Below are 25,247 nucleotides of genomic sequence, written 5' to 3'. Positions count from 1 at the left end.
ATCATGTCTGCGGACACCGGTCTGCCGGACACGATTCGGGGGCAGGCGGTCTGGGCCTTCAAGACAGAGGGCCGCGCGGTCCGCGCCGCGGCTGCGCGAGCTCTGGCGGGTACCGACGACGACGTCGCCGTGTTTGTGGGCACTGACCTGCCGGTGCTCCGGGCCGAGGACAACAAGTTCGCGCTCGCCGCAGCCCTGGCTTTCGCGGGTAGCGCCACCCGAGCGTCAATCGGAAATGCCCTGGCCGGTGGGGACGATGCGATCGCGACCTATCTCCAGGGCGAGTATCGGTCCCCGGTACATGAGGACTTGCGGGTCGCGACGGCAACTGTGATGAGCAACGGCGGACCGGCTGTTCGACGGGAGGCACTCGCGGCGTTGTCGGACGGCAGCGACGAGGTTCTCCGGGCATTTCTGGAGGACGGGCAACGGACTGCGCAGGAAGAGGACGACCGCTTGGCCGTCGCGTCGATACTTACGACAGCGTCCCCGCAGGTGCGCATCTATGCGCAGCGCGCCCTGGACGACGGTTCGCCCGAAGCGATCACTCGGTTCCTCGGTTCGGGCCAGTACATCGCGCGTGCGCGCGATGAGGAGTCCGCCACGATCGATCAGCTTGTGACGATCGTTGAAGAGGAGGGGCGGCGTGCTCGTCTGAAGACGGAGGAGGCGGTCACTCTTTCACAGCAAGCCGTGTCAGCCGCTGAGCAGGCGCGGGAGGCTGCGTTGCGTGCCAAGGCTGAGGCGCTGGCCGCGAACGAGGACGTCGCGTTGTCGGCACGCGCCGCGAACGGTGCTGCACAGGCCGCGAAGGGTGCGGCGGCAGCGGCATCGACGGCGATCTCGGCGTCCCGGACCGCGCGGATTGCGGCGCAGCGTGCGGCCGTGGCATCACAGTCTGCGGCGACTGCTGCTGCCTTTGCCGGTAAGGCGGCGTCTCAGGCCTATCGTGCCTCGATAGCGGCCTCGCAGGACGCCTCACAGGCGGCAGCGGCTCGGTCGGCGGCAGTCGGAGCGAGGGATGCGGCGGGAAAGGCCCGCACTGCGGCCCTGGCCGCGGATCAAGCGGCGACAGCCGCGAGCCAGGCGGCGGTTGCGGGCACCTCGGCCGCCAGCGCTGCGAATCATGCGGCAGTCGCCGCCGCTGCCGCGGCGGCTGCCGCCGATGCCGCCGGCGTCGCGACGAGCGAGGCAGCCAAAGCCCGCGCCGCTGCGGCGGAGGCCGATGCCGCGGCTGCCAAGGCTACGAGGGCGGCGGGCACGGCTCGGACGCTGGCCAACAAGGCGGCGACCGCGGCGCGTGTGGCCCGCGACGCGGCCAACAGCGCGGCCGACCATGCGGTGCGTGCGGCTGACGCGGCGGATGACGCCGCAGACCATGCCGGCCAGGCGATCGACTTCGCGAACCGTTCGACGGCCGCAGCACAGGCGGCTGTCGATGCGGCCAACGCCGCTGCAGGCGCCGTCAGCGAAGCCGAGGAGGTAGAGGCGGCAGCACGCGACGCCGAGACGGCGCACCTCCAGGAGGACACCGAGTCCGCCATCGAGCAAGCGAGAAAGTTGGCTCAGGGAGAGTCCGAGCAGTTGCTGCGGTTCTCAAGGGTTCAGACTCAGGAGGCTCTCCAGTCCGATGAGGTTCGGTCACTCATCACGGCAGCGGAGTCGGCGTTGCGGGACGGGGCGTTCGACCGGGCCGTTGTGGCTGGTCGGGAAGCGGCAACGAGACTGCTGACGTCCCACGGCGGGTGGACCAGGAGCGCGGCCGAGTTCGCGCTGGCAGGTTCTCGGTACGACGTCGTCAACTGGATCGAGGCCGATCGCCTGCTCGCACAGGAGCAGGACGACCGGGAGATGGCGTTCGCCACCGCTGCGACCGCTCCCGCGGCGGTCGCAGAGGCGGCCGCGTCGGCTCTGGAGAGCGATGCACCAGACGCGGTCCGCAGGTTCATCGAGTCGGGGGCGGTCACCGCAGGGGCCGAGGACAACCGAGTCGTTGTGGCGCGCATCCTCGCAGACGACCCCCGGCCCGGGGTACGCGCCGCGGCAGAGGCGGCACTCGATGAGGGCACCGCTGAAGCGCTCCACCAGTTCCTCACGGTTGGGTTCGTGACAGCGCTCGAGGAAGACGATGAAGCGGAGGTCTCCGGATTCCTCGCGTCGGGCGGGCAGTACCTGAGCGCTGCAGCGCAGGTGACGCTCGAAGGCTCTGCCCTCATGCGGCGAAACCTCGTCTCGCGCCACCAGTACTACTACGCGCAGGTCGATCACGACCACGCGACGCACGTGAGTGCGATCCGCGCAACGATCGCACGTGCAGCGGGAATCGCGGCCACAGCGCTGGAGGACGCAGCACGGGCGTCTCAGATCGCAGCAGTTGCACGTGGTGCCGCTGCCGAAGCGACAGAGTGGGCGCGTCAAGCGGACGCCTACCGGGCCGATGCGTCTCGGGCCGCGTCCCGGGCAGACGGATTCGCCGACTCGGCCGAAGCATCGGCGGCAGCCGCCGCGCGGTCCGCGCAGAGGGCCGAGGAAGCGGCGGCGGTCGCACGAGAGGCCAGGAGGTCGGCAAACTACTCGGCCAAGCAGGCGATCTTCTCTGCACGCCAGGCGGTCACCTACGCCACCGCGGCGCAAGAGTCCGCGTCGAACGCTCGCGCTGCCGCGCTCCAGGCAGACCAGGACGCACGGGCAGCCGCCGACGCAGCGAGCGCAGCCAATCGGATCGCGCTAGACGCTGCGCGGGCCGAGGAGGCCCGGGAGGCCCGCGAGAGAGCGAACAGGGCACGGCAGCACGACCAGGCGGGGACCAATCCAGCCGATGACGATCCGACAGTCGATGGTCGAGATGTCGTCGCCGGGCCTGCGCCGGAGGAGTCCGGCGACCGGGCGAAGGATCTGGCGAAGTACCTGAGCCAGGCGAGTGCGTTCTACGGCATGGCCGCCGGCGCGTTCGCGCTGACGGGTGGGCTCGTGATCGCAGCGTCTTGGTACACAGGGTTCGGGGCTCTCATAGGCGGCGGGCTCCTCGCGATGGGAGCCTTCTGCGGTGTGGTTTCGATCGCTCTGGGGGTCGGTGCCACCCTTGCGAACGGGTTCGCGTACGGATTCGGCAGCAGCGAGTTCTGGAACTCGGCACTCATGACGGGCTTGGGCGGCGCCTTCATGGGGATCGGGTCAGGCATCGCTGCCGGTGCCAGGGTGGCCGACGACGTGGTCAAAGCTGGGGCCGACCTGGGACGCAGCATGTGGGACGGCGTGTCCGGACTGGCCCACGGCTTCGCCAGTCTGTTCATGTAGAGCGGGAGGGTTCGGGGACATCGATAGTTGTCCGTCCGCGCACCCGCAACTCCGACGTCTGGTGGATGCCCGGAGCGGGCCCGGCATCCACTGGTGGGTTCACTGGCGGGCCGGGGCCTGGGCGGCGTCATCTCGAGGCGGGGAGGCGAGGCGTCGCAGGGACACGACGGTGATCTGCTGCGGCTCCCGACGGCGCCGCGTGCCGTGGGCCTGTAGCAGCGCCGCGGTCGATCGCGTAGGCGGTCTCCTGATGGCGCTCTCCCGGGCCGAAGGGCCAAGGTGTGGGTCGCGCGCAGAAGCATGTAGAGCTGCCGGGCCTTCTCGTCCCCGGGGTCGTCCTCGGTCATCGGCACCGCCACCCACCACAGTGCGCCGTCGGCAGGCGCGCACGCACGTCGCCAAGATCAAGGAGACCTTCGGCGGCCGGAAGCTGCGGACCTTGAAGCCGTCGGACGTGAAGGCGTGGACCGGAGCGCTGGCCGACGGTGGCGCCGAGGCGTCTTACGTCTACGCGTTGCACCGGCGGCTGTCCCAGATCCTCACGGACGCCGTGCTGGACGGCATCCTCGCCCGCAATCCGTGCTCGCGCCGGACTGCGCCACCCGCGGGCAAGCAGCGGGCGTTCATCGCGACCACGGACCAGATGTGGGCCCTCCACGACGCGATGCCCGAGCACCTGCGCCCGGCGATCCTCCTCGGGGCGTTCTCCGGTCTCCGGGTCGCCGAGGTCTGCGGTCTCCGGGTCGCCGACGTCGACTTCCTGCGGGCGATCATCAACCCTGCGGTCCAGTACCCGGACGAGGACTTGAAGACCGACGAGTCGAAGACTCCCATCCCGGCAGCGCGTGAACTCGTCGAGGCACTGTCGGGCTCGATAGTCGACCGGCCGGCATCGGCCTGGATCATCGCCGACGAGGCGGGGGAGCAGACCGGCCCATGGCAGATCCAGCGCGCGGTCCGGGCAGCACGAGAGGCGGCGACGTACAAGGACGCCGAGGGGAACGAGATCGAGGGCTTGCCGGAGGAGTTCCGCTTCCACGACCTCCGGCACTACTACGCCTCGCTCCTCATCTCGGAGGGCGCGGACGTGAAGGTGGTCCAGGCACGCCTCCGCCACGCGAGCGCGAAGACGACGCTCGACACGTACGCACACCTGTGGCCCGACACGGAAGAGTCCACGCGTGCCGCCACCGGGAAGGTGCTCGCCGCTCGCGTCGACTCCTCGCGGGCTTCAAGCGCTAGGAAGCGCTCGTAGGCTCGTCTGTTGACTCGATGATGCCAACCTGCTGTTCCCACCAGGTCTGGTCAACGGGCCGATTCTCCAGTGCCTCGGTCGCTCGGCGAGCGTGGTCCACGAACGCGGCAGGTAGCCGGACGGCATGCTCGGCGACGTAGTGGGCCAGGCCTTCGGGCCAGACGACTGTGCCGTCGCTGTACTCCCCGGAACCGACGAACTGGCCGCAGAAGCGGCACTCGGACTCGCCCATGTAGTAGCGCACGGCCATTCCGCGCTCCAGGTAGTTGACGATCTGGGTGCGCTCGTCGACATCCCATGACGGATCGACGAAGTTGCGCGGATCGGGCCAGCCGGGGGCGTACGGGCCGAGCCAATATCCCATCAGGATCAGTGGCTTGCCATGTTCCTCGGCAGAGGGGTTCGCGGCGGCGCTCTCTGTCATGCCGATCGCCACCAGGCCGCGTCGCCGTCGATATGGAGCAGGAACATCTCGGCATCGGTCCCCTCGGGGTCGCGGAGCGTGAGGGCACTGCTGATGACGTCGTACGCGGCTTCCCAGGCTTCGGCGTCGTCGTCGATGCGCTCCAGGAGGCGGCGTTCGTCGTCGAACGCGGATCGCCAGGCGTCGAAGGCCGGAGCCGGGGAGAGGTTCGCGTGGAGCCACGGCCAGTCGTGGTCGGTCACAGTGAGGAGCGCCAAGAAGTCTCGGCCGTGCATCAGCGACCAGGTGCGGCGAGGTTCCTCGATGTCGACGAACCGCCGTTCGACGCTCCAGAGGGCGTCACGCATGACGAACTGCGCACACGCCTCAGTCTCGTCGTCGAACGTCCGGGCCGGCCCGCGTCTCCCTCGGGGCATGACCCAGGAAACCGTCTCCCCTTCCAGCGCCCACGACGGGGTGTACCGCTTGTCACCGGAGAAGTTGTTCCACGCCTCGACAAGGTCCGGTTCGCCATCGAGCACCGTGCGGATGCGGTCCAGCAGCGTCGTGCGGTCGCCGACGCCGGTCTCCCGGACCGGCCGCCAGATGTCCGGCCACGCCGGTGGGCCCCATGGGCGCACCAGCCGGGCGATCTCCGCGTTCACGCGGTGAGGATAGCCAAGCGGGCCGGACACGGAAGAGTCCACGCGTGCCGCCACCGAAAAGGTGCTCGCGGCTCGCGTGGACTCTTCATGGACTACGGGCGCCCGGAGGCGCCGTGAAGCCCGGAATCTAGCCGATCAGGCTCAGATGTCGTAGTACAGCTCGAACTCGTGCGGGTGCGGGCGGAGGCGGATCGGGTCGACCTCGTTCTCGCGCTTGTAGTCGATCCAGGTCGAGATGAGGTCCTCGGAGAACACGTCACCGGCGGTGAGGAACTCGTGGTCGGCCTCGAGGGAGTTGAGCACCTCGGGGAGCGACGTCGGGACCTGCGGGATGAGCGCGTGCTCCTCCGGGGGCAGCTCGTACAGGTCCTTGTCGACCGGCGCCGGCGGCTCGATCTTGTTCTTGATGCCGTCCAGGCCCGCGAGCAGCATCGCGGAGAACGCCAGGTACGGGTTCGACGACGGGTCCGGCGCGCGGAACTCGATGCGCTTGGCCTTCGGCGAGGAACCCGTGATCGGGACCCGGATCGAGGCGGAGCGGTTACGAGCCGAGTAGACCAGGTTCACGGGGGCCTCGAAGCCCGGCACCAGACGGTGGTACGAGTTCATCGAGGGGTTCGTGAAGGCCAGCAGCGACGGCGCGTGCTTGAGGATGCCGCCCAGGTACCAGCGGGCCGTGTCGGACAGGCCGCCGTAGCCCTTCTCGTCGTAGAACAGCGGCTCGCCGCCCAGCCACAGGGACTGGTGCGAGTGCATGCCCGAGCCGTTGTCGCCGAAGATCGGCTTCGGCATGAACGTCGCCGACTTGCCGTTCTGGAACGCCACGTTCTTGATGACGTACTTGAACTTCATCAGGTCGTCGGCGGCGTGCAGCAGGGTGTTGAACCGGTAGTTGATCTCCTGCTGACCGGCCGTGCCGACCTCGTGGTGCGCGCGCTCGACGGCGAGGCCCACCTGGCCGAGGGTCTGGACCATCTCGTCGCGGATGTCGGCGAAGCGGTCACCCGGCGAGGTGGGGAAGTAGCCGCCCTTGTAGCGGGTCTTGTACCCGAGGTTGCCGCCCTCCTCGTCGCGCCCGGTGTTCCACCAGGCCTCCACGGAGTCGATCTGGTAGAAGCCCTCGGACTGCGACGTCCCGAACCGCACGTCGTCGAAGATGTAGAACTCCGCCTCGGGGCCGAAGTACGCGGTGTCCGCGATGCCCGTGGAGCGCAGGTATGCCTCGGCCTTGGCCGCGATGTTGCGCGGGTCGCGGGCGTAGGGCTCGTTCGTGAACGGGTCCACGATCGAGAAGTTCATGACCAGCGTCTTGGCCTTGCGGAACGGGTCGACGAACGCCGTGCCCACGTCCGGCACGAGCTTCATGTCGGACTCGTGGATCGCCTGGAACCCGCGGATCGACGAACCGTCGAACATGAGGCCGTCGGTGAAGGCGTCCTCGTTGAACTGCGCGACGGGGATGTTGAAGTGCTGCGTCACGCCCGGCAGGTCGATGAACCGGACGTCGACGAACTCCACCCCCTCGTTGCGGGTGAAGGCGATTGCCTCCTCGGCGTTGCTGAACATCTGCGCTCCTTGGCTGGCTGGATGACGTTCGGGGGACTGACCGTCCGGATGACCCGCGTACGGATCCACCCGAACCTATGGTTCCGCGGTTTCTCTCGGGTTACTGATTGTTGCCGTGACGTTACGCCCGGCTCTCGGGTGTGTAACTCCCGGGAGAAGGGTAAGTCGGGTCGGCGTCAACGGTCCTGAGACTGCCAGAACTCGCACCGTCGCTCCGTGGGTGTCCGCTGGGCGGATCAGCGGCCGCGCATCGCCTTGCGGTCGGGGCGCATGCGGGTCGGGTCGATCCCCTTCGGGATCGGCAGCCGCGCGCCGCCGAGCGCCTTGAGGCGCTTGCTCACCTCGTTCACCTCGGACTTGGTGAGCACCTTCTTGAGCTTCGTCACCGAGCGGGTGAGCTTGGTCAGCGGGACCTGGCCCTGCTCGTCGCCGCACTGGATCGTGGTGATCGGCACGTTCGGCAGGACGCGGGCGGTGCGCTTGTTCTCCTTGTCCAGCAGCTTCTGCGCGCGGTGGGACGGGCCCTCGGACACCAGCACGACACCGGCCCGGCCGACGCCACGGAACACGAAGTCCTGGTTGCGGGGGTCGACGGCGACCGGCTCGTCCTCGAACGTCCAGCCGCCGCGTACGGTCCCGAGCGCGGCACGCGCGGCCCCCGGCTGGCCCTGGATCTGCGTGTAGGCGGCCTTCTCCGCCTTGCGCGACAGCACGAACATCGCGCCGAGCACGCCGAACGGGATGCCGACGATCAGCATGTAGATCGGGTGGCCCCAGAGCAGGCCGATCACCTCGGCCAGGAGCACGATCGCCACGAAGACGCCCAGCATGATCCACGTCACCGACGGATCCTGCTTGTGGGTCATCCGGTAGACGGCCCATACCTGGTGGTACCAGCGCTGCTTCCTGGGCTTCTTGGTGCCGCCCTCGCCGGCGCGCGTGCTGTCTGGAGAGTTCGAACGGGCCATGGGATCCGATTCTACTTGCGTCGTCACGCGCCGGAGGACGGCCTGGCGGTGTACGACGGCGGGCACGGGACCGAGATCCCGTGCCCGCCGTTCGCCGCGGAACGCGGCCTGGGAGAACCCGCGCTCAGCGGGGCGCCAGCAGGCTCGCCGCCTCCTGACGGGCCGTCGTCGGCTCGCCCAGGTGCCGCAGAGCCTCCGGGATCTCGCGGCCCTTCTTGGTCATGGCCTGGCCCCACAGCCGACCCGCGCGGTACGACGACCGCACCAGCGGCCCCGCCATCACGCCCAGGAAGCCGGTCTCCTCGGCGAATTCGCTGAGCTCCACGAACTCCTCCGGGCGCACCCACCGCTCGACCGGGTGGTGCCGCACCGACGGGCGCAGGTACTGGGTGATCGTGATGAGATCGCAGCCCGCGTCGTGCAGGTCCACGAGCGCCTGCTTGACCTCGTCGATGGTCTCGCCCATCCCGAGGATCAGGTTCGACTTCGTCACCAGGCCGGCGTCACGCGCCCGCGTCAGCACGGACAGCGACCGCTCGTAGCGAAAGGCCGGGCGGATCTGCTTGAAGATGCGCGGTACGGTCTCCACGTTGTGCGCGAGCACCTCCGGGCGGGAGTCGTTGACCTCGTCCAGCAGCTCGGGAATCGCGTTGAAGTCGGGGATGAGCAGCTCGACGCCCGTGCCCGGGTTCATCGCGTGGATCTGGCGCACCGTCTCGGCGTAGAGCCAGGCGCCGCCGTCGGCCAGGTCGTCGCGGGCGACGCCGGTGACGGTCGAGTACTTCAGCCCCATCGTGCGGACCGACTCCGCCACGCGACGCGGCTCGTCCCGGTCGAACTCGGCCGGCTTGCCCGTGTCGATCTGGCAGAAGTCGCAGCGGCGCGTGCACTGGTCGCCGCCGATGAGGAACGTCGCCTCTCGGTCCTCCCAACACTCGAAGATGTTGGGACAACCCGCCTCCTCGCACACCGTGTGCAGGCCCTCGCCCTTGACCAGGTTCTTCATGTCGCGGTACTCGGGTCCCATCGTGGCCCGCGTCTTGATCCACTCGGGCTTCTTCTCGATGGGGGTCGCCGCGTTGCGCGCTTCGACGCGGAGCATGCGACGGCCCTCGGGTGCGATGGTCACGCTGTCTTCCCCTCCCAGGTCAGGGTTCTCCTGGCCAGCCTACGGCGTTCGTCGACGACGGCGGTCGTGGTGACGGCCCGCCCGTGCGTGGGGTTGGTCACCCCGTCGTCCCTGCGGCGTCGCACGTGCCGGGGCCCGCGCGACGCGATGTCCTACGAGGCGGCAACCGCCCCGGCGGGTGTGGTGTTCCCGGCGCCGGCGGGGCCGGTCCCGCCGGTCACGAGGGCGCCGGCGTCGGCCGGGCGCGCGGTGGCCGGGACGGGTGCGGCGGCGACGCCGTCGGGCTTCGCGGCCGCGAGCAGCGGCGTCAGGTGGCGCACCAGCGCCTCCTCGAGCAGGGGCAGCACCTCGGCGACGGTGACGTCGCGGCCGAGCTCGGCCGACAGCGACGTGACGTCGGCGTCCTCGGCCGGGATGCCGCACGGCACGATCTTCTCGAACGCCGTGAGGTCGGGGTCGCAGTTCAGGGCGAGGCCGTGCATGGTGACGCCCTTGGCGACGCGAGCGCCGATGGCGCAGACCTTGCGCTCCAGGCGCGGCTCGCCGTCCGGTCCGACCGCGTCCGGGCCGTCGGCGGCGATCCACACCCCCGAGCGTCCTTCGACGCGGATGGTCTCGAGGCCGAGCTGCGCGCACACGTCCATGACGGCGGCCTCGAGCGTGCGGATGTAGCCGACGACGTCGAACGCCTCCGCGAGCCGCACGATCGGGTACGACACGATCTGGCCGGGCCCGTGCCAGGTGATCTTGCCGCCGCGGTCGACGTCGATCACGGGCGTGCCGTCGGTGGGGTACTCGGACCTGTTGGTGCGCCGGCCGGCGGTGTACACCGACGCGTGCTCCAGCAGGAAGAGGGTGTCCGGCGTCTCGCCGGTGCGGACCTGCTCGTGGGTGCGGCGTTGCCGGTCCCAGCCCTCGTGGTAGTCGACGTGACCGGTCAGGCGCTGGATGTCGATGGGGGTCTCCACCGGTTCAGGCTACGCCGTGCCCCGGCGGGAGGGGTTGTCTCGTCGGTCACGGTGCGGAGGGCCGCGACCGCACGACGAGGGGCCGATCGCGCTCTCGGTGACCTCGGTGGCCGGTCGTCCCGTCGTGTCAGTGACCCCCGCTACGTTGTGCGTCATCCCGGCGGGGCGCTGGGTCTCCCCGGGAGAAGTGTGCCCTGAGCTGCGGAGACGACTTTCACGACGGTGACGAGGGGACGGACTTCGATGTTTCAGGTTGTGCGGGACAAGGTCGGCCGCAAGGATGCGGCGGCCGCCGTGTCGGACGCGCTGAAGGTGCTGCGGATCGAGGGCGACGCGCTGCACGGGCGCGCGGTGGAGTACGTGCTGGAGGGCGGGTCGCCCGAACTGGTGCTGGAGCTGGAGGGCAGGGACACGCAGGACCTCGACGCGGCGCTGAGCCGGCCCGGCCGTCTCGGCTGGTCCTGGGTGACGGACGAGCTCGAGAAGCGCGTGCGGAAGGCGACGTCGGGCCTGACGGTCGAGAAGGCCGCGCGCGTGCGGGGCAAGGTGTACGCGGACGACGGCGTGACGCCGGAGCAGCTCTCGCGCCTGGGCAGGCTGCTGGCCGTGATCGTCACGGACACGGACGTGTACGCCGCCGTACCGGACTGGTTCGGTGTGCTCGCGCAGGATGTCGTGCTCACCCGCGTGGGCGGCCGCGAGAAGAACGGGCCCGTCTGGGCGCCGGAACGGCTCGAGGAGGTCGCGCGGGCCGGCGGCCTGGCCGACGACGACGCGGTCGCGGCGGTGGTCCAGGTGCTCCTGGCACGCCCGCGCGAGCACTACTACTCGAGCCGCGCCGACCTGTCGGCCTTCCTCCGCGCGCCCGGTGCGGCCGCGTACCTCGCCGCGCACGTCGGTGTCGTGGAGGCCGGGACACGGCGGCTCGGGGCGCCCGGCAAGAAGGCGTTCTGCGGCTTCATGACGGCGAACGGGGCCCCGGAGGCGCTGCGCGGTGTGCTCGCGGCCCTCTGCGCCGACACCGCCAAGGGCGTGCGCCGGGCCGCCGACGACGTCGTCGCGACGCTGCCCGGCGCCGAGCAGGTGCGGCTCCTCGCGCCACTGCTGGAGACCGCGCCCGCGAGCGCGCTCGACGACGTCGTGACGCGGATCGTGGGTGCCGAGGGCGGGGTGGCCGCGATCGAGGCGGCGCTGGAGTCGCTGCGGGCGCCGGACGGCCGCCCGGCCCGGGCACGGGACGCGCGGGCGATGGTGCTCGGCAAGGCGGTCGACCGCGCGGAGACGCTGGACGCGGCCGAGGAGCAGGAGCTCGAGATCCCGCCGTACGAGCCGTTGCATGAGGCCGCGCTCGGCCCGGAGGTGCTCGCCGCCGCGATCGCCCTGCGGGACAGGCAACTGGTCCAGGCGCGTGAGGCGCTGACCGCGGTGAAGGCGGAGCACAAGGACCACGGGCACGGGTCGAACGGCCAGTGCTGGCACGTGCAGCACGCCAAGCAGCGTGTCGGCAGGCTGGAGGGCGTCGACGACGACGCCCTGACCCGCCTGGTGGAGGTCCTGTCGGGCCGTGAGGCGCCGACCGGGCCGGATTCCGGCAAGAGCGCGCGGCGGTTCGCCCACACCGCCGCGTGGTTCCTCGACAACCTGTCCGACGTGCTGCCCGGCGCGACGACGCTGCACCTGGTGCGCGCGGTCGTGGCGGCACATGGCCGGGGCGAGGCCGGCCAGCGGTCCAACCAGCTCTCGTGGGCCCTGCGGGGCCGCTTGCACGACGTCACCGATCTCCGGGTGTTGCGCGACGCCTTCGCGCGCTCCGGCGTCGAGGACCCGGACGAGATGATCACCGGCCTCGTGTTCCGCTCGTGGTGGGGCAGGGAGATCCCGGTCGAGCGCACGTGGCCGTACTTCGCCGAGCGTGTCGGCCTGCTGGACACCTACCTGGCGCCCCGCGACGGCTACGAGTACGGCAACGCGCCGGAGACCGTCCTGGCGATCCTGGACCACTTCCCCGTGGTGCCCACCGCGCTGCTCCCGCGCCTCGGCGCGCTCGCGCTGGGCTCCGGCCGGACCCACCGTGCGGCGGCGCAGCGCGTGCTCGCGCGGCACCCGCAGGCGCGCGCCCTGGCGGAACAGGGGCTGAGCGACGGCAAGTCCGCCGTGCGCGCCTCGGCGGCCGCGTGGCTGACGAACCTCGGCGACAAGGAGGCGGTGCCCGCCCTGCGGACGGCCCTGACGACGGAGCGCCGCGAGGACGTGCGAGCCGCCTTCCTGACGGCGCTGGAGGCGCTGGGCGATGACATCGGCGAGCACCTGTCGCCGCGGAAGCTCGCCGCCGAGGCCGCCAAGGGGCTCAGGAAGAAGGCCCCCGTCAGCATGGCGTGGTTCCCGCTCGACGCCCTCCCGGACCTGCGCTGGACCGACGGCACGGCCGTGCCGCGCGAGATCGTGCGCTGGTGGGTGGTCCTCGCCGTGCGCCTCAAGGAACCGAGCGGTGAGGGCCTCATCGCGCGCTATGTCTCGCTGCTCGACGAGTCGTCGCGGGCGGTGCTGGGGTCCTACGTGCTGCGCGCGTGGATCGCCCAGGACACCCGGGGCCCGTCGGCGGCCGAGTCCCGGGGGTACGCGGAGCAGGCGGCCCGGCAGCGGTACGACTGGGCGCAGCAGTGGCTGGCGCGGGACCCGAAGTCCTCCTGGGCGCAGGAGGGCGCCGCGGTCCCGCTCGACGAGCACCACCGCCGCGCGTACAGGGAGCACCAGGCCACCTACCTCGGCTCCGCGACGAAGGAAAAGGGCCTCCTCGCGCTCACCGTCGGGATGCCGGGCAGCGATCTCGCCACCGCGGCGCAGCACTACTTCAAGGCCCACCCGCAGCGTCGTTCCCAGGCCGACTCGCTGGTGCGGGCACTGGCCGCGAACGGCGACCGGCCGGCGGTGCAGCTCCTGCTCGCGGTGTCCCGCCAGTTCAAGCTGCGCACCGTGCGGGAGACGGCGGAGGAACTCGCCGGCCGGCTCGCCGAGGCGCGCGGCTGGAGCGCGGACCAGCTCGCCGACCGCACGGTGCAGACCGCCGGGTTCGACACCGACGGCGTGCTCCGCCTGTCTTTCGGCACCCGCGAGTACACCGGCCGGATCACGGACGCCTTCACGATCGAGCTGCGCAACGACAATGGCAAGGTCGTCAAGACGCCGCCCAGCACCCCGCAGGGCGCCGACGAGGACACCCGCGCCGCCTACAAGGAGGCCCGCGCCCAGCTCACGGCGAGCAAGAAGGAGCTCAAGGCCGTCGTCGAGCTGCAGACCCGCCGCCTGCGCGAGGCCATGATCCAGGGCCGCACCTGGGGCGCGGCCGAGTGGCGTGAGTTCGTCGCGGAGCACCCGGTGATGTCGCGTCTGGCCGCCCGCGTGGTGTGGCTCGCCGACCCGGGCACGCCCGCCCAGCGGGCGTTCCGCCCCGACGACGGTGCGCTCGTCGGCGTCGACGACGAGGACGTGACGCTCGACGAGGCCGACGGCGGCGCCGGCACGACGGTCGGCATCGCGCACGCGGTGACGCTCACCGGCGGGAACGGCGGCGCGGACACGCCGGACGCCTGGCGCGAGCACCTGGCCGACTACGAGGTGGAGCCCCTGTTCGGGCAGCTCGGGACCGCGCTGCCCGAGACGGCCGACGGCGCGCTGCGGGTGTCCGACCGCCGTGGCTGGCTCACCGACTCCTACACGGTGCGGGGCCGGCTCGTCTCCCGCGGGTACACGAACGGCGACGTCCAGGACGCCGGCTGGTTCTACGAGTACACCAAGGAGTACCCGTCGGCCGGACTGGTCGCCGAGATCGAGTTCACGGGTGCGTTCATGGGGAACGAGAACATCCCGGCGGCGATCAAGGACCTGGTCTTCCGCCGCCCGGGAACCTACGGAGACCGCGGCGTCGTCGCGCTCGCCGACGTGCCCCCCGTGCTGCTCGCCGAGACGTACGCCGACTACCTGGACGTGGCCTCCGCCGGGGCGTACGACCCGGCCTGGGAGCGGAAGGCGCAGTACTGAACCGCGCGAGCCGGCGCGGTCGGCCCGACGTCGGATGGTCGACTCCTCGAGGAGCCGACCATCCGACGACCGACCATCCGCGGCCGGTCCCCTGTACCTGAGAGAGGAAGAGCGAGAGTGACGACAGAGACGACGACAGAGGCGACAGAGAAGACCGGCACCCGCGCGGACGCGGCGGGCGAGCAGCGTCCGCCCGCCGAGGCGCGCTACGCCGACGAGCTGGCGAAGCTCGCGGCCTGGGACGCGGAACGCGGCGCCGAGCTGCCTCCCGGCTGGCGGCTGAGCCCGCGCGCGGTGCGTGCCTTCGTGGTGGGGGACGAGCAGCTCGGGGTGAGCCGCAAGTTCTACGGCGACGACCCCCTCGTCGACCGCGCCGTCGTGGCGCTCATGGGCCGGCAAGGGCTGATGCTGGTCGGCGAGCCGGGCACGGCGAAGTCGATGCTGTCGGAACTGCTGTCGGCAGCGGTGAGCGGGACCTCCACGCTCACCGTGCAGGGCACGGCGGCCACCACCGAGGACCACGTGCGGTACTCGTGGAACTACGCGCTGCTCGTGTCCGAGGGCCCGACCCAGCGCTCCCTGGTGCCGTCGCCCGTGATGACGGGGATGCGAGCCGGGTCGCTCGTGCGCTTCGAGGAGATCACGCGCTGCGCGCCGGAGATCCAGGACACGCTCGTGTCGATCCTGTCCGAGAAGCAGCTCATGGTTCCCGAGCTGGGCCCGGACGCGCGGGAGGCGGCCCGGCCGGGATTCAACGTGATCGCGACGGCGAACCTCAAGGACCGGGGCGTGCACGAGATGTCGGCCGCGCTCAAGCGCCGCTTCTCGTTCGAGACGGTGGCGCCCGTGCGGGACCGCGACTTCGAGATCGAGCTCGTGGAGCGGCAGCTCGCCGCGGAGCTGGGCGCTCCGGGGGACCGGCCCGCGGTGCCGCGCGACGTGCTCGAGGTCCTGGTCACCGTGTTCCAGGAGCTGCGCTCGGGGACCACGCGGGACGGCGCTCCGGTCAAGCGGCCGGAGACGGTGATGTCGACGGCCGAGGCCGTGAACGTGGCGGTGGCGGCCTCCCTGGAGGCCCGCTACCTGGGAGACGGCCGCGTCACGGCGGCGGAGGTCGCCCGGCAGGTGGCCGGCGTCGCGCTGAAGGGTGACGAGGAGGACGCGCGGCGGCTGCGGCACTACGTCGACAACGTCGTGCGGGAGCGCGCCCGCAAGGACAAGGGCTGGAAGGCGTTCTTCGACGCGGCCGAGGTGCTGTGGCGGTGACTACCGATACCCAGGGGCCGCGCGCTCGCGCGGCCATCGCGGGCACGAACGCGACCGAGGGCAGGAGGATCGGGCCGGACGGCGCCGGGCTGGACGGTGCCGAGCTGGACCGCGCCGAGCTGGACCGCGCCGATGTCACGGGTACCGATGCGACGGCTGACGCCGCCGCGCCGGAGCGCGGGCTGCGCGCGGTGTGGGAACTCGCCCCCGACCGCCTGCGCCGGGCGGCCGCCGCTGTCGAGGAACTGCGCGAGCGGGGCGTGCACCTCGCTCCGGTGCGGCATCACTCGCCCGCCTGCGCGGTCGCGGTGCGGCGCGCCATCGAGGAACTGCGGCCCGCGACCGTGCTGATCGAGGGGCCCGAGGAGTACACCCGCCTCCTGCCGGAACTCCTGCACGAGGACACCCGGCCCCCTGTCGCCCTGCTCAGCCTCCCCGAGGGCCACGGCAGCCCGGGCGGTGCCTCGTTCTACCCGCTCGCGTCGTTCTCCCCGGAGTGGGTCGCGCTGCGCACGGCGAGCGAGACCGGAGCGGTGATCCGGTTCTGCGACCGCCCCTCCGCGGAACGCGACCGCCCGACCACGGCGCCCGCGACCGCCGTCGCACCCGGGGACGGCGGCATCCCCGCGCCTACCGCCGAACGGCACGACGCGCCGGACCCGGCGCCCGCCGTCGGACCCGACGGGGGCCCGGCGATCGGGCCGGAGACGCCCGCGGAGCACGACCCGTTCGCGCGCACCCTCATGTCGGAGCGGTACCTGGCCCACTCGCGGTCGGTCGCCGCCCTCGCGCGGCGGCTCGGCTGCCGGGACCACGACGAGCTCTGGGACCACCTCTTCGAGACCCGGTCACCCGCCGGACTCGCGGACTGGCGGACCACGTTCGACGACGTCTTCGCCTGGGCTGCGCTGTCCCGCCTCGACTACGAGGACGAGGTGCTCGCCGCCGACGGCTCGCTGGACCGCGAGGCCCGGATGTCCGCCCGGGCGGCCGAGGCCGCGGGCCCCGTGCTCGTCGTCACCGGCGCCTTCCACACCCTCGCCATCGCCGAGGCACTCGCGGGACTGCCCGAGGGCGAACCGGTGCGCGGCCGGTGGCCCGAAGGCGGATACGGCCCGCAGGCCACGGGCGACGCCTGGCTGATCCGCTACGACCACGAGCGGCTCGACGGCCTGCGCGGCTACGGCGCGGGCATGCCCTCCCCGGGCTTCTACGAGCGCCTCCACGCGGCGGGTGGCCCCGGCATCGCGACCCAGGTGCTCGTCGACGTCGCGCGCGCCGCGGGCGAGCGCGGGCACCAGGTGTCCACCCCGCAGGTGGCGGCCGCCGCCGTCGCCGCCTCGCGGCTCGCCGACCTGCGGATGCGGCCCCACCCGGGCCGCACCGACGTGCTCGACGCGATCACGTCCTGCTTCGTGACCGACGACGGCGGGATCGGCCCGGAACGGCCCCTCGGACTCGCGATCGCCGAGGTCTTCGGGGGCCGCGAGGTGGGACGGGTGCCGTCCGGCGCGGCCGTGCCGCCGCTGGTGCGGGACGCGCGGGAGCGGGTGCGCGCCGTCGGCCTGGACATCGACGCGACGGTTCCGCGCACCGCGCGTCTCGATGCCCGGCGGACGCCCGCGCACCGTGCGCGCCGCCAGGTGCTCGCGCTGCTGGACCTGCTGGACTGCGGGTTCGGCCGGCAGGTCACCGGGCCGGACCACGTCGCCGGGCGCGGGCTCGGGCTGATCGGCGAGGAGTGGGAGTACTGCTGGACGCCCGTCGTGGAGGCGCGGCTGGTCGAGCTGTCACACCTCGGCGCGACCGTGGAAGCCGCCGCCGTGACGGTGCTGCGGCAGGCCGAGGAAGGACTGCGCGAGGCCGGGGCGCAGGCCGCCGCGGACGGCGCGGCCACACTCGTGGCCAGGGCGGCGGTGGTCGGGCTGACCGCGCACCTGCCGCGACTCGTCGACCTGCTCGCACGCACGCTCGACACGGACCGGGACCTGGGCTCGGTCGTGGCGGGCGCGCGAAGGCTGCTCGGGCTGTGGCGGTCGCGGGTGGAGCTGGGCCTCGTCGCCGCGCCCGACGGGCCCGACGACACGACGTGGGACGAGCGGCCCGCGTCCGCCCTGCCCGGTGGCACGACCCGACCGGACGAGCCCGGCGGTCGCAGCCCGGCCGACGAGCTGCTGGCGCTGGTCGCCCAGGCGCTCGCCACGGCGGCGTACCTGGTGGCCGACGTCGGCCGGGTCGGCCCGGACGACGAGGAGGCCGCCGTCGCCTCCGTCCTGGAGCTGCGCGCCCTGGCCCGGGACGCGAACCGGGCATGGGGAGGGGACGACGCCGCCCGGCCGCCGACCGGCCACGGCCCGGGTGTCCGGAACGTGGCCGCGGGGCAGGAACCGGCGTCGGCCGTGGCGCGAGAGCTCGCGCGGCTGCGCGACGACGAGGGGGCCGCGCCGGCGGTCCGCGGCGCGCTGCTCGCCGTCGGCGCGGTGGACGGCGACGTGCCCGACGACGTCCTGGTGGCGCGGGTCCGCGGCGCGCTGCGGCCGGGCGCGGACCCCGCACTCGCGGTGCGCTTCCTCGGCGGCGTCCTGCGTGCCGCGCCCGACCTGCTGCTGCACACGCCGGAGCTGTTCGACGCGGTCGACGGCGCGATCCGCGACCTCACCCCGGACGCGTTCCTGGCCGTCCTGCCCGACCTGCGCCGCGGGTTCACCTGGCTGCGCCCCACCGAGACCCACCGGCTGGCCGAGCGCGTCGCGGAGCGCACGGGCTCGCGGGCGGCCGACGTCGACGTGCGGGTGCGTATCGACGAGAACGACCTGGCGGCGGGACTCGCGGTCGAACGCGAGCTCGCCGCCGTGCTGGCCCGCGACGGGCTGGCGCACTGGAGCGGAGGACACTCATGACAGGGACGGACCGGACCCCGGGCCGCGCGACGCCGGGACCGGGGACCGCGGCGCCGTCGTCGGACACGGTGCCGAACGGCCCGCCGGTGACGGCCACGGGAGCGATGCCGGACGGAGCGCCGGCCACCACACGATCGGCGTCGCACGCGGGGCGGACGGCCGCGGGCCCGGACGGCGTGTCCGACCGGGAGGCCGCGCGGCGCTGGCGGCTCGTGCTGGGGCGGTACGCCGCCGAGCGGCTCGACGTGCCCGACGGCGACCAGCGGCTGGACAGCACGCTGGGCTACCTCTACGACCGCGAGTACGCGGCCCGCGGGCACGCCGCGGGCCGGGGAGGCAGAGGCGGCCGGTCGCGCGGGGGTCCCGGGTCGCTCGACGGCTCGGCCCCGCACGGCGTCGACTTCTCGGCGCTCGGCTGGCTCGGGGAGGCGCGGTCGCTGTTCCCGCGCGAGACCTTCGAGCGCATGCAGGTGGAGGCCGTCGGCCGCTACGGGCTGACCGAGCTGCTCGGCGACCGCGACACGGTCGAGGCGATGGAACCCTCCCGCGAGCTCGCCACCGCACTGCTGCAGGTGCGCGGCAAGCTCGACCCGTCCGTGGCCGACGGCGTCCGGCGGGTCATCGAGCGTGTGGTCGAGGACGTGGTGCGGCGCCTGCGGCCGCGGTTCCTCACGGCCGTGGGTGGCCGCGTGGACCGGTCCCGCCGGTCGATGCACCGGGTGGCGCGCAACTTCGACTGGAAGCGGACGCTGCGCGCGAACCTCGGCCGGGTCGACGCCGACGGGCGGATGCTCGTGCAGGACGTGCGGTTCAACGCCCGGCAGAAGCGTGCCCTGACGTGGGACGTCATCGTGCTCGTGGACCAGTCCGGGTCGATGGCGGCCTCGCTGCTGTACTCCGCGGTGTGCGCGGGGATCCTGTCGGGCCTGCCCGGGATCGACGTCCGGCTCGTGCTGTTCGACACGAGCGTGGTCGACATGTCGCACCTCGCGCACGACCCGGTGTCCGTCCTGCTCACGGCGCAGCTCGGCGGCGGCACCGACATCGCCCGCGCCGTGCGCTTCGCGGAGGGGCAGGTGCGCGACCCGTCCCGGACGGTGGTGGCGCTGGTCAGCGACTTCTACGAGGGCGGATCCGTCTCGGAGCTGCTGGCCGCGGTGCGGCGCCTGCGGTCGTCGGGCGTGACCCTGCTCGGGCTCGCCGCGCTCGACGAGACGGCCGAGCCGATCTACGACCAGGGCACGGCCCGGCACCTCGCCGAGGCCGGCATGGAGGTGGCGGCGCTGACTCCCGAGAGATTCGCCGAGTGGCTGGGGGAGGTCCTGACATGACGTACCTGGAGGCATATGCCGCGCTGACGGACGAGGAACTGGCCGGACTCGCGAGCGCGGGACTGCTGCGCCGCGCGCGGAAGCTGTCCGGCGACGTCGCCGAGGCGCGCTCGGACGCCAAGGGCGCGCATCTGACGATCGGCGGGCACGCGATCCGCGTGGACGGGCGCGGCCCGGCCGCCGTAGCCTGCGAGTGCCCGACCGGCGGGGTGTGCGTGCACATGGTCGTGGCCTGGCACTGGGCCCGCGCCCGCGCGGAGGAGCTGGGCGTGGAGCCGCCTGCCCCGGCAGGGCCAGGGGAATCGGCGCCGGGCCCCGGCGCCGCCGGCTCGGGTCCGGGCGGAAAGGGTCCCGGCGGAAAGGGGCCGGGCAGTGCCGGTGAGGCACGCGGTGGCGCGGCGAAGCCGAGGCGTCGCACTGCGGTCGCGCAGTCGGCCGCGGCGAAGCGGGCCTCCGCCAAGCAGGTCGCGGCGGCCACGCGGCGGGCCGTGGCGCTCGCGGAGGTACGGGACGCCGTCGTGCACCTGCTCGACGGCGGGCTGGCGCACCTGCGCGACGACGTCCCGGAGTTGCTCCGCGCGCTCGCAGGGCGCGTCCGGGTGGCGGGCTTCGAGCCCGTGCACGGCCTGCGCCTGGACGCCCTGCTCCGCACGGCCGCCGGGCAGGCCGCCGACCTGGCCGCGCACGCCGACGGCACCGACGAGTCCGACATCCTGGAGAGCCTCACGGAGCTCTGGGCACTGTGCGAGGCGCACGAGCACACCGGGCACGGAGGCCTCTCCGGGCCGTCCGGCGCGGCGGAGGGGAGAGCGGAGACCAGGGCCGGCGAGAACCGCGCCGGGCGGAAGAGGCGAAGCGGGCAGGAGGAGGACGAGATCGACGTCGCGCGGCTCGTGCCGCTCGGCGTGCGGTGGTGGACCGCGCCGAGCGGGTCGCGCGGGCTGGCGCTCGCCGCCTGGGACCCCGGCGCGGGCCGCGTCCGGACGGCGGTGACCGGGCGCCCCGCCGGCTCGGACCCCTCGTTCCGGCGCGAGTGGGAGGCGCCGCTCCTGTGGGGCGCGTCGCCCGCGCGGCTCAGCGACGGGCCGTTCTCCTTGACCGGAGTCCGTGCCCGCCCGGACGGCACGCTCGGCGCCGGCGGCAGCCCGCGGCGGGAACCACTCGGCGCCTTCGGCCTGGACGAGCTGCGCGAGGTGGCGGAGCGGACCGGCGCGGCGAGTCCCGCCCGGGACGCGGTCGGGTTCGGACGCCGCCCGTCACACGTCCGCCTGCTGCTCGTGCGCGACACGGGCGAGGTCGGCATCGACGAGGTCCGCCAGGACCTGACCTGGACCGTCACCGACTCCGCCGGGCAGGAGCACCTGCTGCGCGTCCCCGTCGAGGACCGCCGCACCGCCGACGCGATCCTGTACGTCCTGGCGGGCCGGTGGGCCGTGGTCGGCGTCACGGCCGAGCGGCTCGCGGGGCGGCCGGCACCCGTGGGCATCTTCCTGCGCGGCCCCGACGGCGCGATCCGCCTGATCAGCCCGTCGCTCACGGAGCAGTACGAGATCGGCCGCGACTCGCGCTGGAGCCACCACCACTGGGAGACGTGGCGCAAGCGGCTGTCGAGGGTCGCCGGGATGCGCTCGCGGGCGCGCGCCGTGACCGAGGTGGCGGAGCCCGATCCGCCCGTCGCCCGTGCGTGCGGCCTCGCCTGGGACGTCCTGGTCTCGGTGGCCGCCACGGGCCGGAGCCGGCTCACGCCACGTCAGCGCGCGGACCTCGAGCTCGCGCGGACGCTGGCGCGAGACCTGGGGCTGAGCACCCTCGAACGCGCCGTCTCGGATCTCGTGCGCGACGCCGGCTCGCCCGCGCTCACCCCGGAGGCGGTGGCCCGCACCGCCTTCCTGGTCCGCCGGACCCGCGAGATCACGACCGCCGCGTAGCCCGACCTTCAGAGCCCGCCGGTCGGGAGCGGCTCCGCCGGGCACGACGTCAGGACGTCCGTCATGGCGTCGTGCTCCTCCTGGGTGACCCATAGCTCGTACTTGACCTTGACCGCGACCTGCGCTGCGACGTACTCGCAGCGGTAGGCGCCGTTCTCGGGGAGCCACTCGGAGGTGTCGTCGGCACCCTTGCCCATGTTCGCGGGACCGTCCGACGCCACCAGGTTCAGCGGGTCGTTCGCGATCTGCTCGCGCCGCTCCTGGTCCCAGGCGTGCGCGCCCGTCATCCAGGCGTTCTTCAGCGCGACGATGTGGTCGATCTGGACGTCACCCGAGTCCGGCCCGCGCTCGAAGTCGATCTCCTCACCCGTGTACGGGTCGTCGAGCGTGCCGGCCGCGATCTCGCATGAGTCGCCCTCGCTGTACTCCAGGTTCTCCAGGTCGCGGGCGAGGATGTCGTTGCGGGTGTCGCACGAGTTCTGGTCGACGTCCTTCCACGCCGTGCCGAACGCGTCGCGGTCGTACCCGTCCTCGTCCTCCCACTCGCCGACCTCCAGGCTCTCCAGCGCCTCCAGGGCGGAGCCCTCTGCGCCCTCGGCGGGTGTGGCGCCGTCGCCGAGCGATTTGAAGAGGAAGTTTCCCGCGAGCACCAGCGCCGCGACCACGACCAGCGTCACCTGCAGGGTCTTGCGCTTGCTCAGTTGTCCGAGCAGCGACTTCTTCGAATCGGATGCGGCGGCCACTTTGCTCCAATACCGTGTTAGCGCGAGTTAGCGCGAAATAAAGTCCTACTGCGTATATATACCAGCCGAACACGAACGGGCGGATCACCGCCCTGCCGCGCCGGCCGTCGTCGGACGACCTGGTGGGAGCCCGCGGGAGAACCACGGACGACGGGACGAGCTCCCGCCGCAGGCCGGACAGCCCGCGCACGGGCCACATCGCTCAGGCACGATGGGCGCATGGCACTACGGCTCGGAATCGTCGGATACGGCGGAGCAGGACGACAGATCCACGCGAGACTCGCGCGAGAGGCAGGGCTGACGGTGACCGCCGTCGTCACCCGCGACCCCGGGCGGCGCGTCCAGGCCGCCGGCGACTGGCCCGGCGCCAAGCTGCACGACGACCTGGCGAGCCTGCTCGACGACCGCGGCGCGTACGACCTGGTCGTCGTCGCCAGCCCGACCGCCCTGCACGCCGAGCACGCCGTCGCCGTCGCCGCCGCGGGCGTCCCGTTCGTGCTCGACAAGCCGATCGGCATCGACGCGGGCGAGGCGCGTCGCGTCGTCGACGCCGCCGCGTCCGCCGGCACCCCGTTCACCGTGTTCCACAACCGGCGCTGGGACCCCGAGCAGCTCGCCCTCCGTGCCCTGATCCGCCGCGGCGACCTCGGCGACGTGCACACGTTCGAACGCCGGTGGGAGCGCTGGCGCCCCGTGCCCCGGCAGCGGTGGAAGGAACGCGACCCCCGGGGCGGGGGCCTCCTGCTCGACCTCGGGCCGCACCTGGTCGACTCCGCCACCCAGCTGTTCGGCCGGGTCGAGGCCGTGTACGCCGAGATGCGCGCCCTCACCACGCCCGTCGAGGACGACGTGTTCCTCGTGCTGCACCACGCCGACCACGTCGTCTCCCGCCTGTGGGCGGGATCCCTCGTCGGGGCGCCCGGGCCACGCACCCGCGTGCTCGGCACCGGCGGCGCGTTCGTCGTGACCACGTTCGAGGAGGACGCCTCCCCGTTCGAGGCGCTCGACGACGGCGCGCCGGAGGGCACCGCCGGCTGGCTCACCCACGGACGGGAGCGCACCCCCGTCCCGGCCGCGTCCGGCGGCCACGCCGACTTCTACCGCGCCGTGGAGGCGTGGCTGACCGGCGACGACGACGCCGTCGTACCCGTCGACCCCGCCGACGCCGTCCGCACCGCGGAGGTGCTCGACGCCGCCCGGATCGCCGCCCGGGAGGGCCGCATCGTCGACGTGTGACCCCGGGCGCCGCCCGGGATCGACCCCGGGCGGCGCCCGCGATCTTGTACCACTCCCGCCCGGGTCGCGCATATCAGTGGACAGCGGGCGAGCGTCACGCAGCGGGCGTAGGTATGAATACGTGCATCTCATCGACGCCACGGAACTCGTTCCCGTCACGGTACCGGCCGCAGGACTGGCCCGGGACCTGCTGGTCCGGCGGCTCGACACGCTGGCGGACATCGATCACCCGAGCCTCGTGCGGCTGGTGACCATCTCGCCGTCGGGCGGCGACCGCATCGACGTGCGGCTCGACCGGCCCGACGCCGCAGACCTTCCCACGGTCCTCGCGTCCCGGGGACCTTTCACGGCCGCCGAGGCATCGGGCATGGTGGTCTCGATCGCGCAGGCGCTCGCGGCGCTGCACAGTGCGGGGCTCGTGCACGGTCCGGTGGAGCCCACCGACGTGCTGTTCACCCCCGAGGGCATGGCGCTGCTCCGGCCGCGTCTCGCCCTGCCCGCCGCGACCACGGCCGAGGAGCCAGTCGCGGACGTCCCCTCGCTGGCCCGGCTCGCGCAGTCCGTGCTGCGCACCGGACTGATGGGCGCGGACGGGCGGCCCGCGGCGCTCAGCGGAGCCGACCTGGCGCTGCGGGCGGAGCTCGCCCGGGCGTGTGCCGCCGACCCGCGGGAGCGGCCGGAGGCCGGGACGTTCGCGGCCCGGGTGTACGGCGTCGTGCCCCCGGAGCGGGTGCACATGCCCGCGCCCGACGAACTCGTCGAGGCGGCACGCACCGGGCCGATCTCGATCATCGGGCCCGCCGCCGGCGGGCGAGTGGTCCGCCGCGAGGACGTCGCCAGGCCGCACTCGGGGCCGGCTCCGGGCGCGCGCCGGCGGCTGCGCGGCCGGAGAGGCGCCGTCCTCGCGGTCGCCGTGGCGGGGATCGCGTTCGGCGTCGGCGCAGGGGCGCTCGTCTCCGTGCCGGGCCTGCTCCCGACCGGGGAGGCCGCGCCGGCGTCCAACTCGTCCGAGGACGAGAAGCAGACCGCGAAGAAGCCCCGGACCGCCCAGCAGCTCGGCGCGGACCTCGCGGCGATCGCCGACCGCGGCAACCCGGCGAAGGCCGCCGTCGAGCTCACCCGCCTGCGGATGCTGCTGCTGACGGGCATGCCGGTCGAGGTGTCCGACATCGACCAGGCCGGATCGCCCGCGCACGCCGCCGACGTCGCGCTGCTGAACCGCATCTTCTTCTGGAGCAAGCAGGTGTCGGGGGCCGAGGTCTACGTCACCAACGCGGAGGTCGTCGGGAGCCAGGACAGCGGCGGCGGGCACCTGGCGAAGGGCGACCCGCTGGACGCCGTCGTCGTCCGCGTCGAGTACCGGATCAGCGCGCACATCCAGGTCGGCGACGCCGGCCCGGTCCAGGTCCCGGAGTCGGAGCCGCGCTCGGCGATGCTCCATCTGAGCTGGACCGACCAGGGCTGGCGAGTCTCCCGGGTCTCCTGACAGCCGCCCGGACCGGCGACATGGTCGGTCGGTCGCGTCGCCGCCACGGCGGAGGGGCCGGACAGCCG

Annotated in this window: 16 protein-coding genes; 9 read left to right on the top strand and 7 right to left on the bottom strand. The window is 73.0% G+C overall.

The window, feature by feature from the left end:
- Window positions 1–3 precede the first annotated feature (3 nt).
- Window positions 4–3,297 (top strand): ALF repeat-containing protein, encoded by a 3,294-nt coding sequence (locus IIE03_RS00540; protein ID WP_192860781.1) that lies wholly within the window; start codon window positions 4–6, stop codon window positions 3,295–3,297.
- Between the two features lie 367 nt (window positions 3,298–3,664).
- On the top strand, window positions 3,665–4,552 hold the full coding sequence (locus tag IIE03_RS26295; RefSeq protein ID WP_318842710.1) for a site-specific integrase: 888 nt from the start codon (window positions 3,665–3,667) through the stop codon (window positions 4,550–4,552).
- On the opposite strand, the gene IIE03_RS00530 is transcribed toward IIE03_RS26295, so the two are convergent.
- The 6 genes from IIE03_RS00530 to lipB all read right to left on the bottom strand — a co-directional run bounded on the left by IIE03_RS00530 (window position 4,536) and on the right by lipB (window position 10,251).
- Window positions 4,536–4,988 (bottom strand): hypothetical protein, encoded by a 453-nt coding sequence (locus tag IIE03_RS00530; protein ID WP_318842709.1) that lies wholly within the window; start codon window positions 4,986–4,988, stop codon window positions 4,536–4,538. The genes IIE03_RS26295 and IIE03_RS00530 overlap by 17 nt on opposite strands.
- On the bottom strand, window positions 4,973–5,620 hold the full coding sequence (locus IIE03_RS25505; RefSeq protein WP_225997032.1) for a hypothetical protein: 648 nt from the start codon (window positions 5,618–5,620) through the stop codon (window positions 4,973–4,975). Before IIE03_RS25505 ends, IIE03_RS00530 begins: the two co-directional genes overlap by 16 nt.
- 141 nt (window positions 5,621–5,761) lie before the next feature.
- The gene (gene glnA / locus IIE03_RS00520) at window positions 5,762–7,186 is read right to left on the bottom strand and encodes a type I glutamate--ammonia ligase (protein WP_192860779.1); all 1,425 of its coding nucleotides are present in this window, start codon (window positions 7,184–7,186) and stop codon (window positions 5,762–5,764) included.
- A gap of 236 nt (window positions 7,187–7,422) precedes the next feature.
- Window positions 7,423–8,154: a DUF4191 domain-containing protein gene (locus IIE03_RS00515; RefSeq protein ID WP_192860778.1), complete on the bottom strand. Its 732-nt coding sequence runs from the start codon at window positions 8,152–8,154 to the stop codon at window positions 7,423–7,425.
- Between the two features lie 124 nt (window positions 8,155–8,278).
- Window positions 8,279–9,283 carry a lipoyl synthase gene (gene lipA / locus IIE03_RS00510; protein ID WP_192860777.1) on the bottom strand — a complete coding sequence of 335 codons (1,005 nt, stop codon included), beginning with the start codon at window positions 9,281–9,283 and terminating at the stop codon, window positions 8,279–8,281.
- Between the two features lie 152 nt (window positions 9,284–9,435).
- Window positions 9,436–10,251 carry a lipoyl(octanoyl) transferase LipB gene (gene lipB / locus IIE03_RS00505; protein ID WP_192860776.1) on the bottom strand — a complete coding sequence of 272 codons (816 nt, stop codon included), beginning with the start codon at window positions 10,249–10,251 and terminating at the stop codon, window positions 9,436–9,438.
- Between the two features lie 243 nt (window positions 10,252–10,494).
- Here lipB and IIE03_RS26290 point away from each other — a divergent pair, with 243 nt between their 5' ends.
- The 5 genes from IIE03_RS26290 to IIE03_RS00480 all read left to right on the top strand — a co-directional run bounded on the left by IIE03_RS26290 (window position 10,495) and on the right by IIE03_RS00480 (window position 21,714).
- A complete protein-coding gene (locus tag IIE03_RS26290) occupies window positions 10,495–14,289 on the top strand; it encodes a DUF4132 domain-containing protein (RefSeq protein ID WP_192860775.1) in 3,795 nt (1,264 codons plus the stop codon).
- Between the two features lie 117 nt (window positions 14,290–14,406).
- Window positions 14,407–15,555: an ATP-binding protein gene (locus IIE03_RS00495; RefSeq protein WP_192860774.1), complete on the top strand. Its 1,149-nt coding sequence runs from the start codon at window positions 14,407–14,409 to the stop codon at window positions 15,553–15,555.
- The gene (locus IIE03_RS00490) at window positions 15,552–18,455 is read left to right on the top strand and encodes a DUF5682 family protein (protein ID WP_192860773.1); all 2,904 of its coding nucleotides are present in this window, start codon (window positions 15,552–15,554) and stop codon (window positions 18,453–18,455) included. Before IIE03_RS00495 ends, IIE03_RS00490 begins: the two co-directional genes overlap by 4 nt.
- Window positions 18,452–19,786, top strand: a complete 1,335-nt coding sequence (locus IIE03_RS00485; protein WP_225997031.1) for a VWA domain-containing protein — start codon at window positions 18,452–18,454, stop codon at window positions 19,784–19,786. The genes IIE03_RS00490 and IIE03_RS00485 overlap by 4 nt, the downstream gene beginning before the upstream one ends.
- On the top strand, window positions 19,783–21,714 hold the full coding sequence (locus IIE03_RS00480) for a hypothetical protein (RefSeq protein ID WP_192860772.1): 1,932 nt from the start codon (window positions 19,783–19,785) through the stop codon (window positions 21,712–21,714). Before IIE03_RS00485 ends, IIE03_RS00480 begins: the two co-directional genes overlap by 4 nt.
- A gap of 8 nt (window positions 21,715–21,722) precedes the next feature.
- Here IIE03_RS00480 and IIE03_RS00475 read toward each other — a convergent pair whose 3' ends face one another.
- The gene (locus IIE03_RS00475; RefSeq protein WP_318842708.1) at window positions 21,723–22,457 is read right to left on the bottom strand and encodes an HNH endonuclease family protein; all 735 of its coding nucleotides are present in this window, start codon (window positions 22,455–22,457) and stop codon (window positions 21,723–21,725) included.
- 219 nt (window positions 22,458–22,676) lie between these two features.
- On the opposite strand from IIE03_RS00475, the gene IIE03_RS00470 reads away from it, so the two are divergent.
- On the top strand, window positions 22,677–23,693 hold the full coding sequence (locus IIE03_RS00470; protein ID WP_192860771.1) for a Gfo/Idh/MocA family protein: 1,017 nt from the start codon (window positions 22,677–22,679) through the stop codon (window positions 23,691–23,693).
- Between the two features lie 121 nt (window positions 23,694–23,814).
- Complete coding sequence (locus tag IIE03_RS00465) at window positions 23,815–25,179, top strand: serine/threonine-protein kinase (protein ID WP_192860770.1); 1,365 nt, start codon at window positions 23,815–23,817, stop codon at window positions 25,177–25,179.
- Window positions 25,180–25,247: the final 68 nt, after the last annotated feature.

The sequence above is a fragment of the Myceligenerans pegani genome (assembly GCF_014892515.1).
Classification (GTDB): Bacteria; Actinomycetota; Actinomycetes; order Actinomycetales; family Cellulomonadaceae; genus Myceligenerans; species Myceligenerans pegani.
This window is presented reverse-complemented; position numbering and strand designations above follow the sequence as displayed.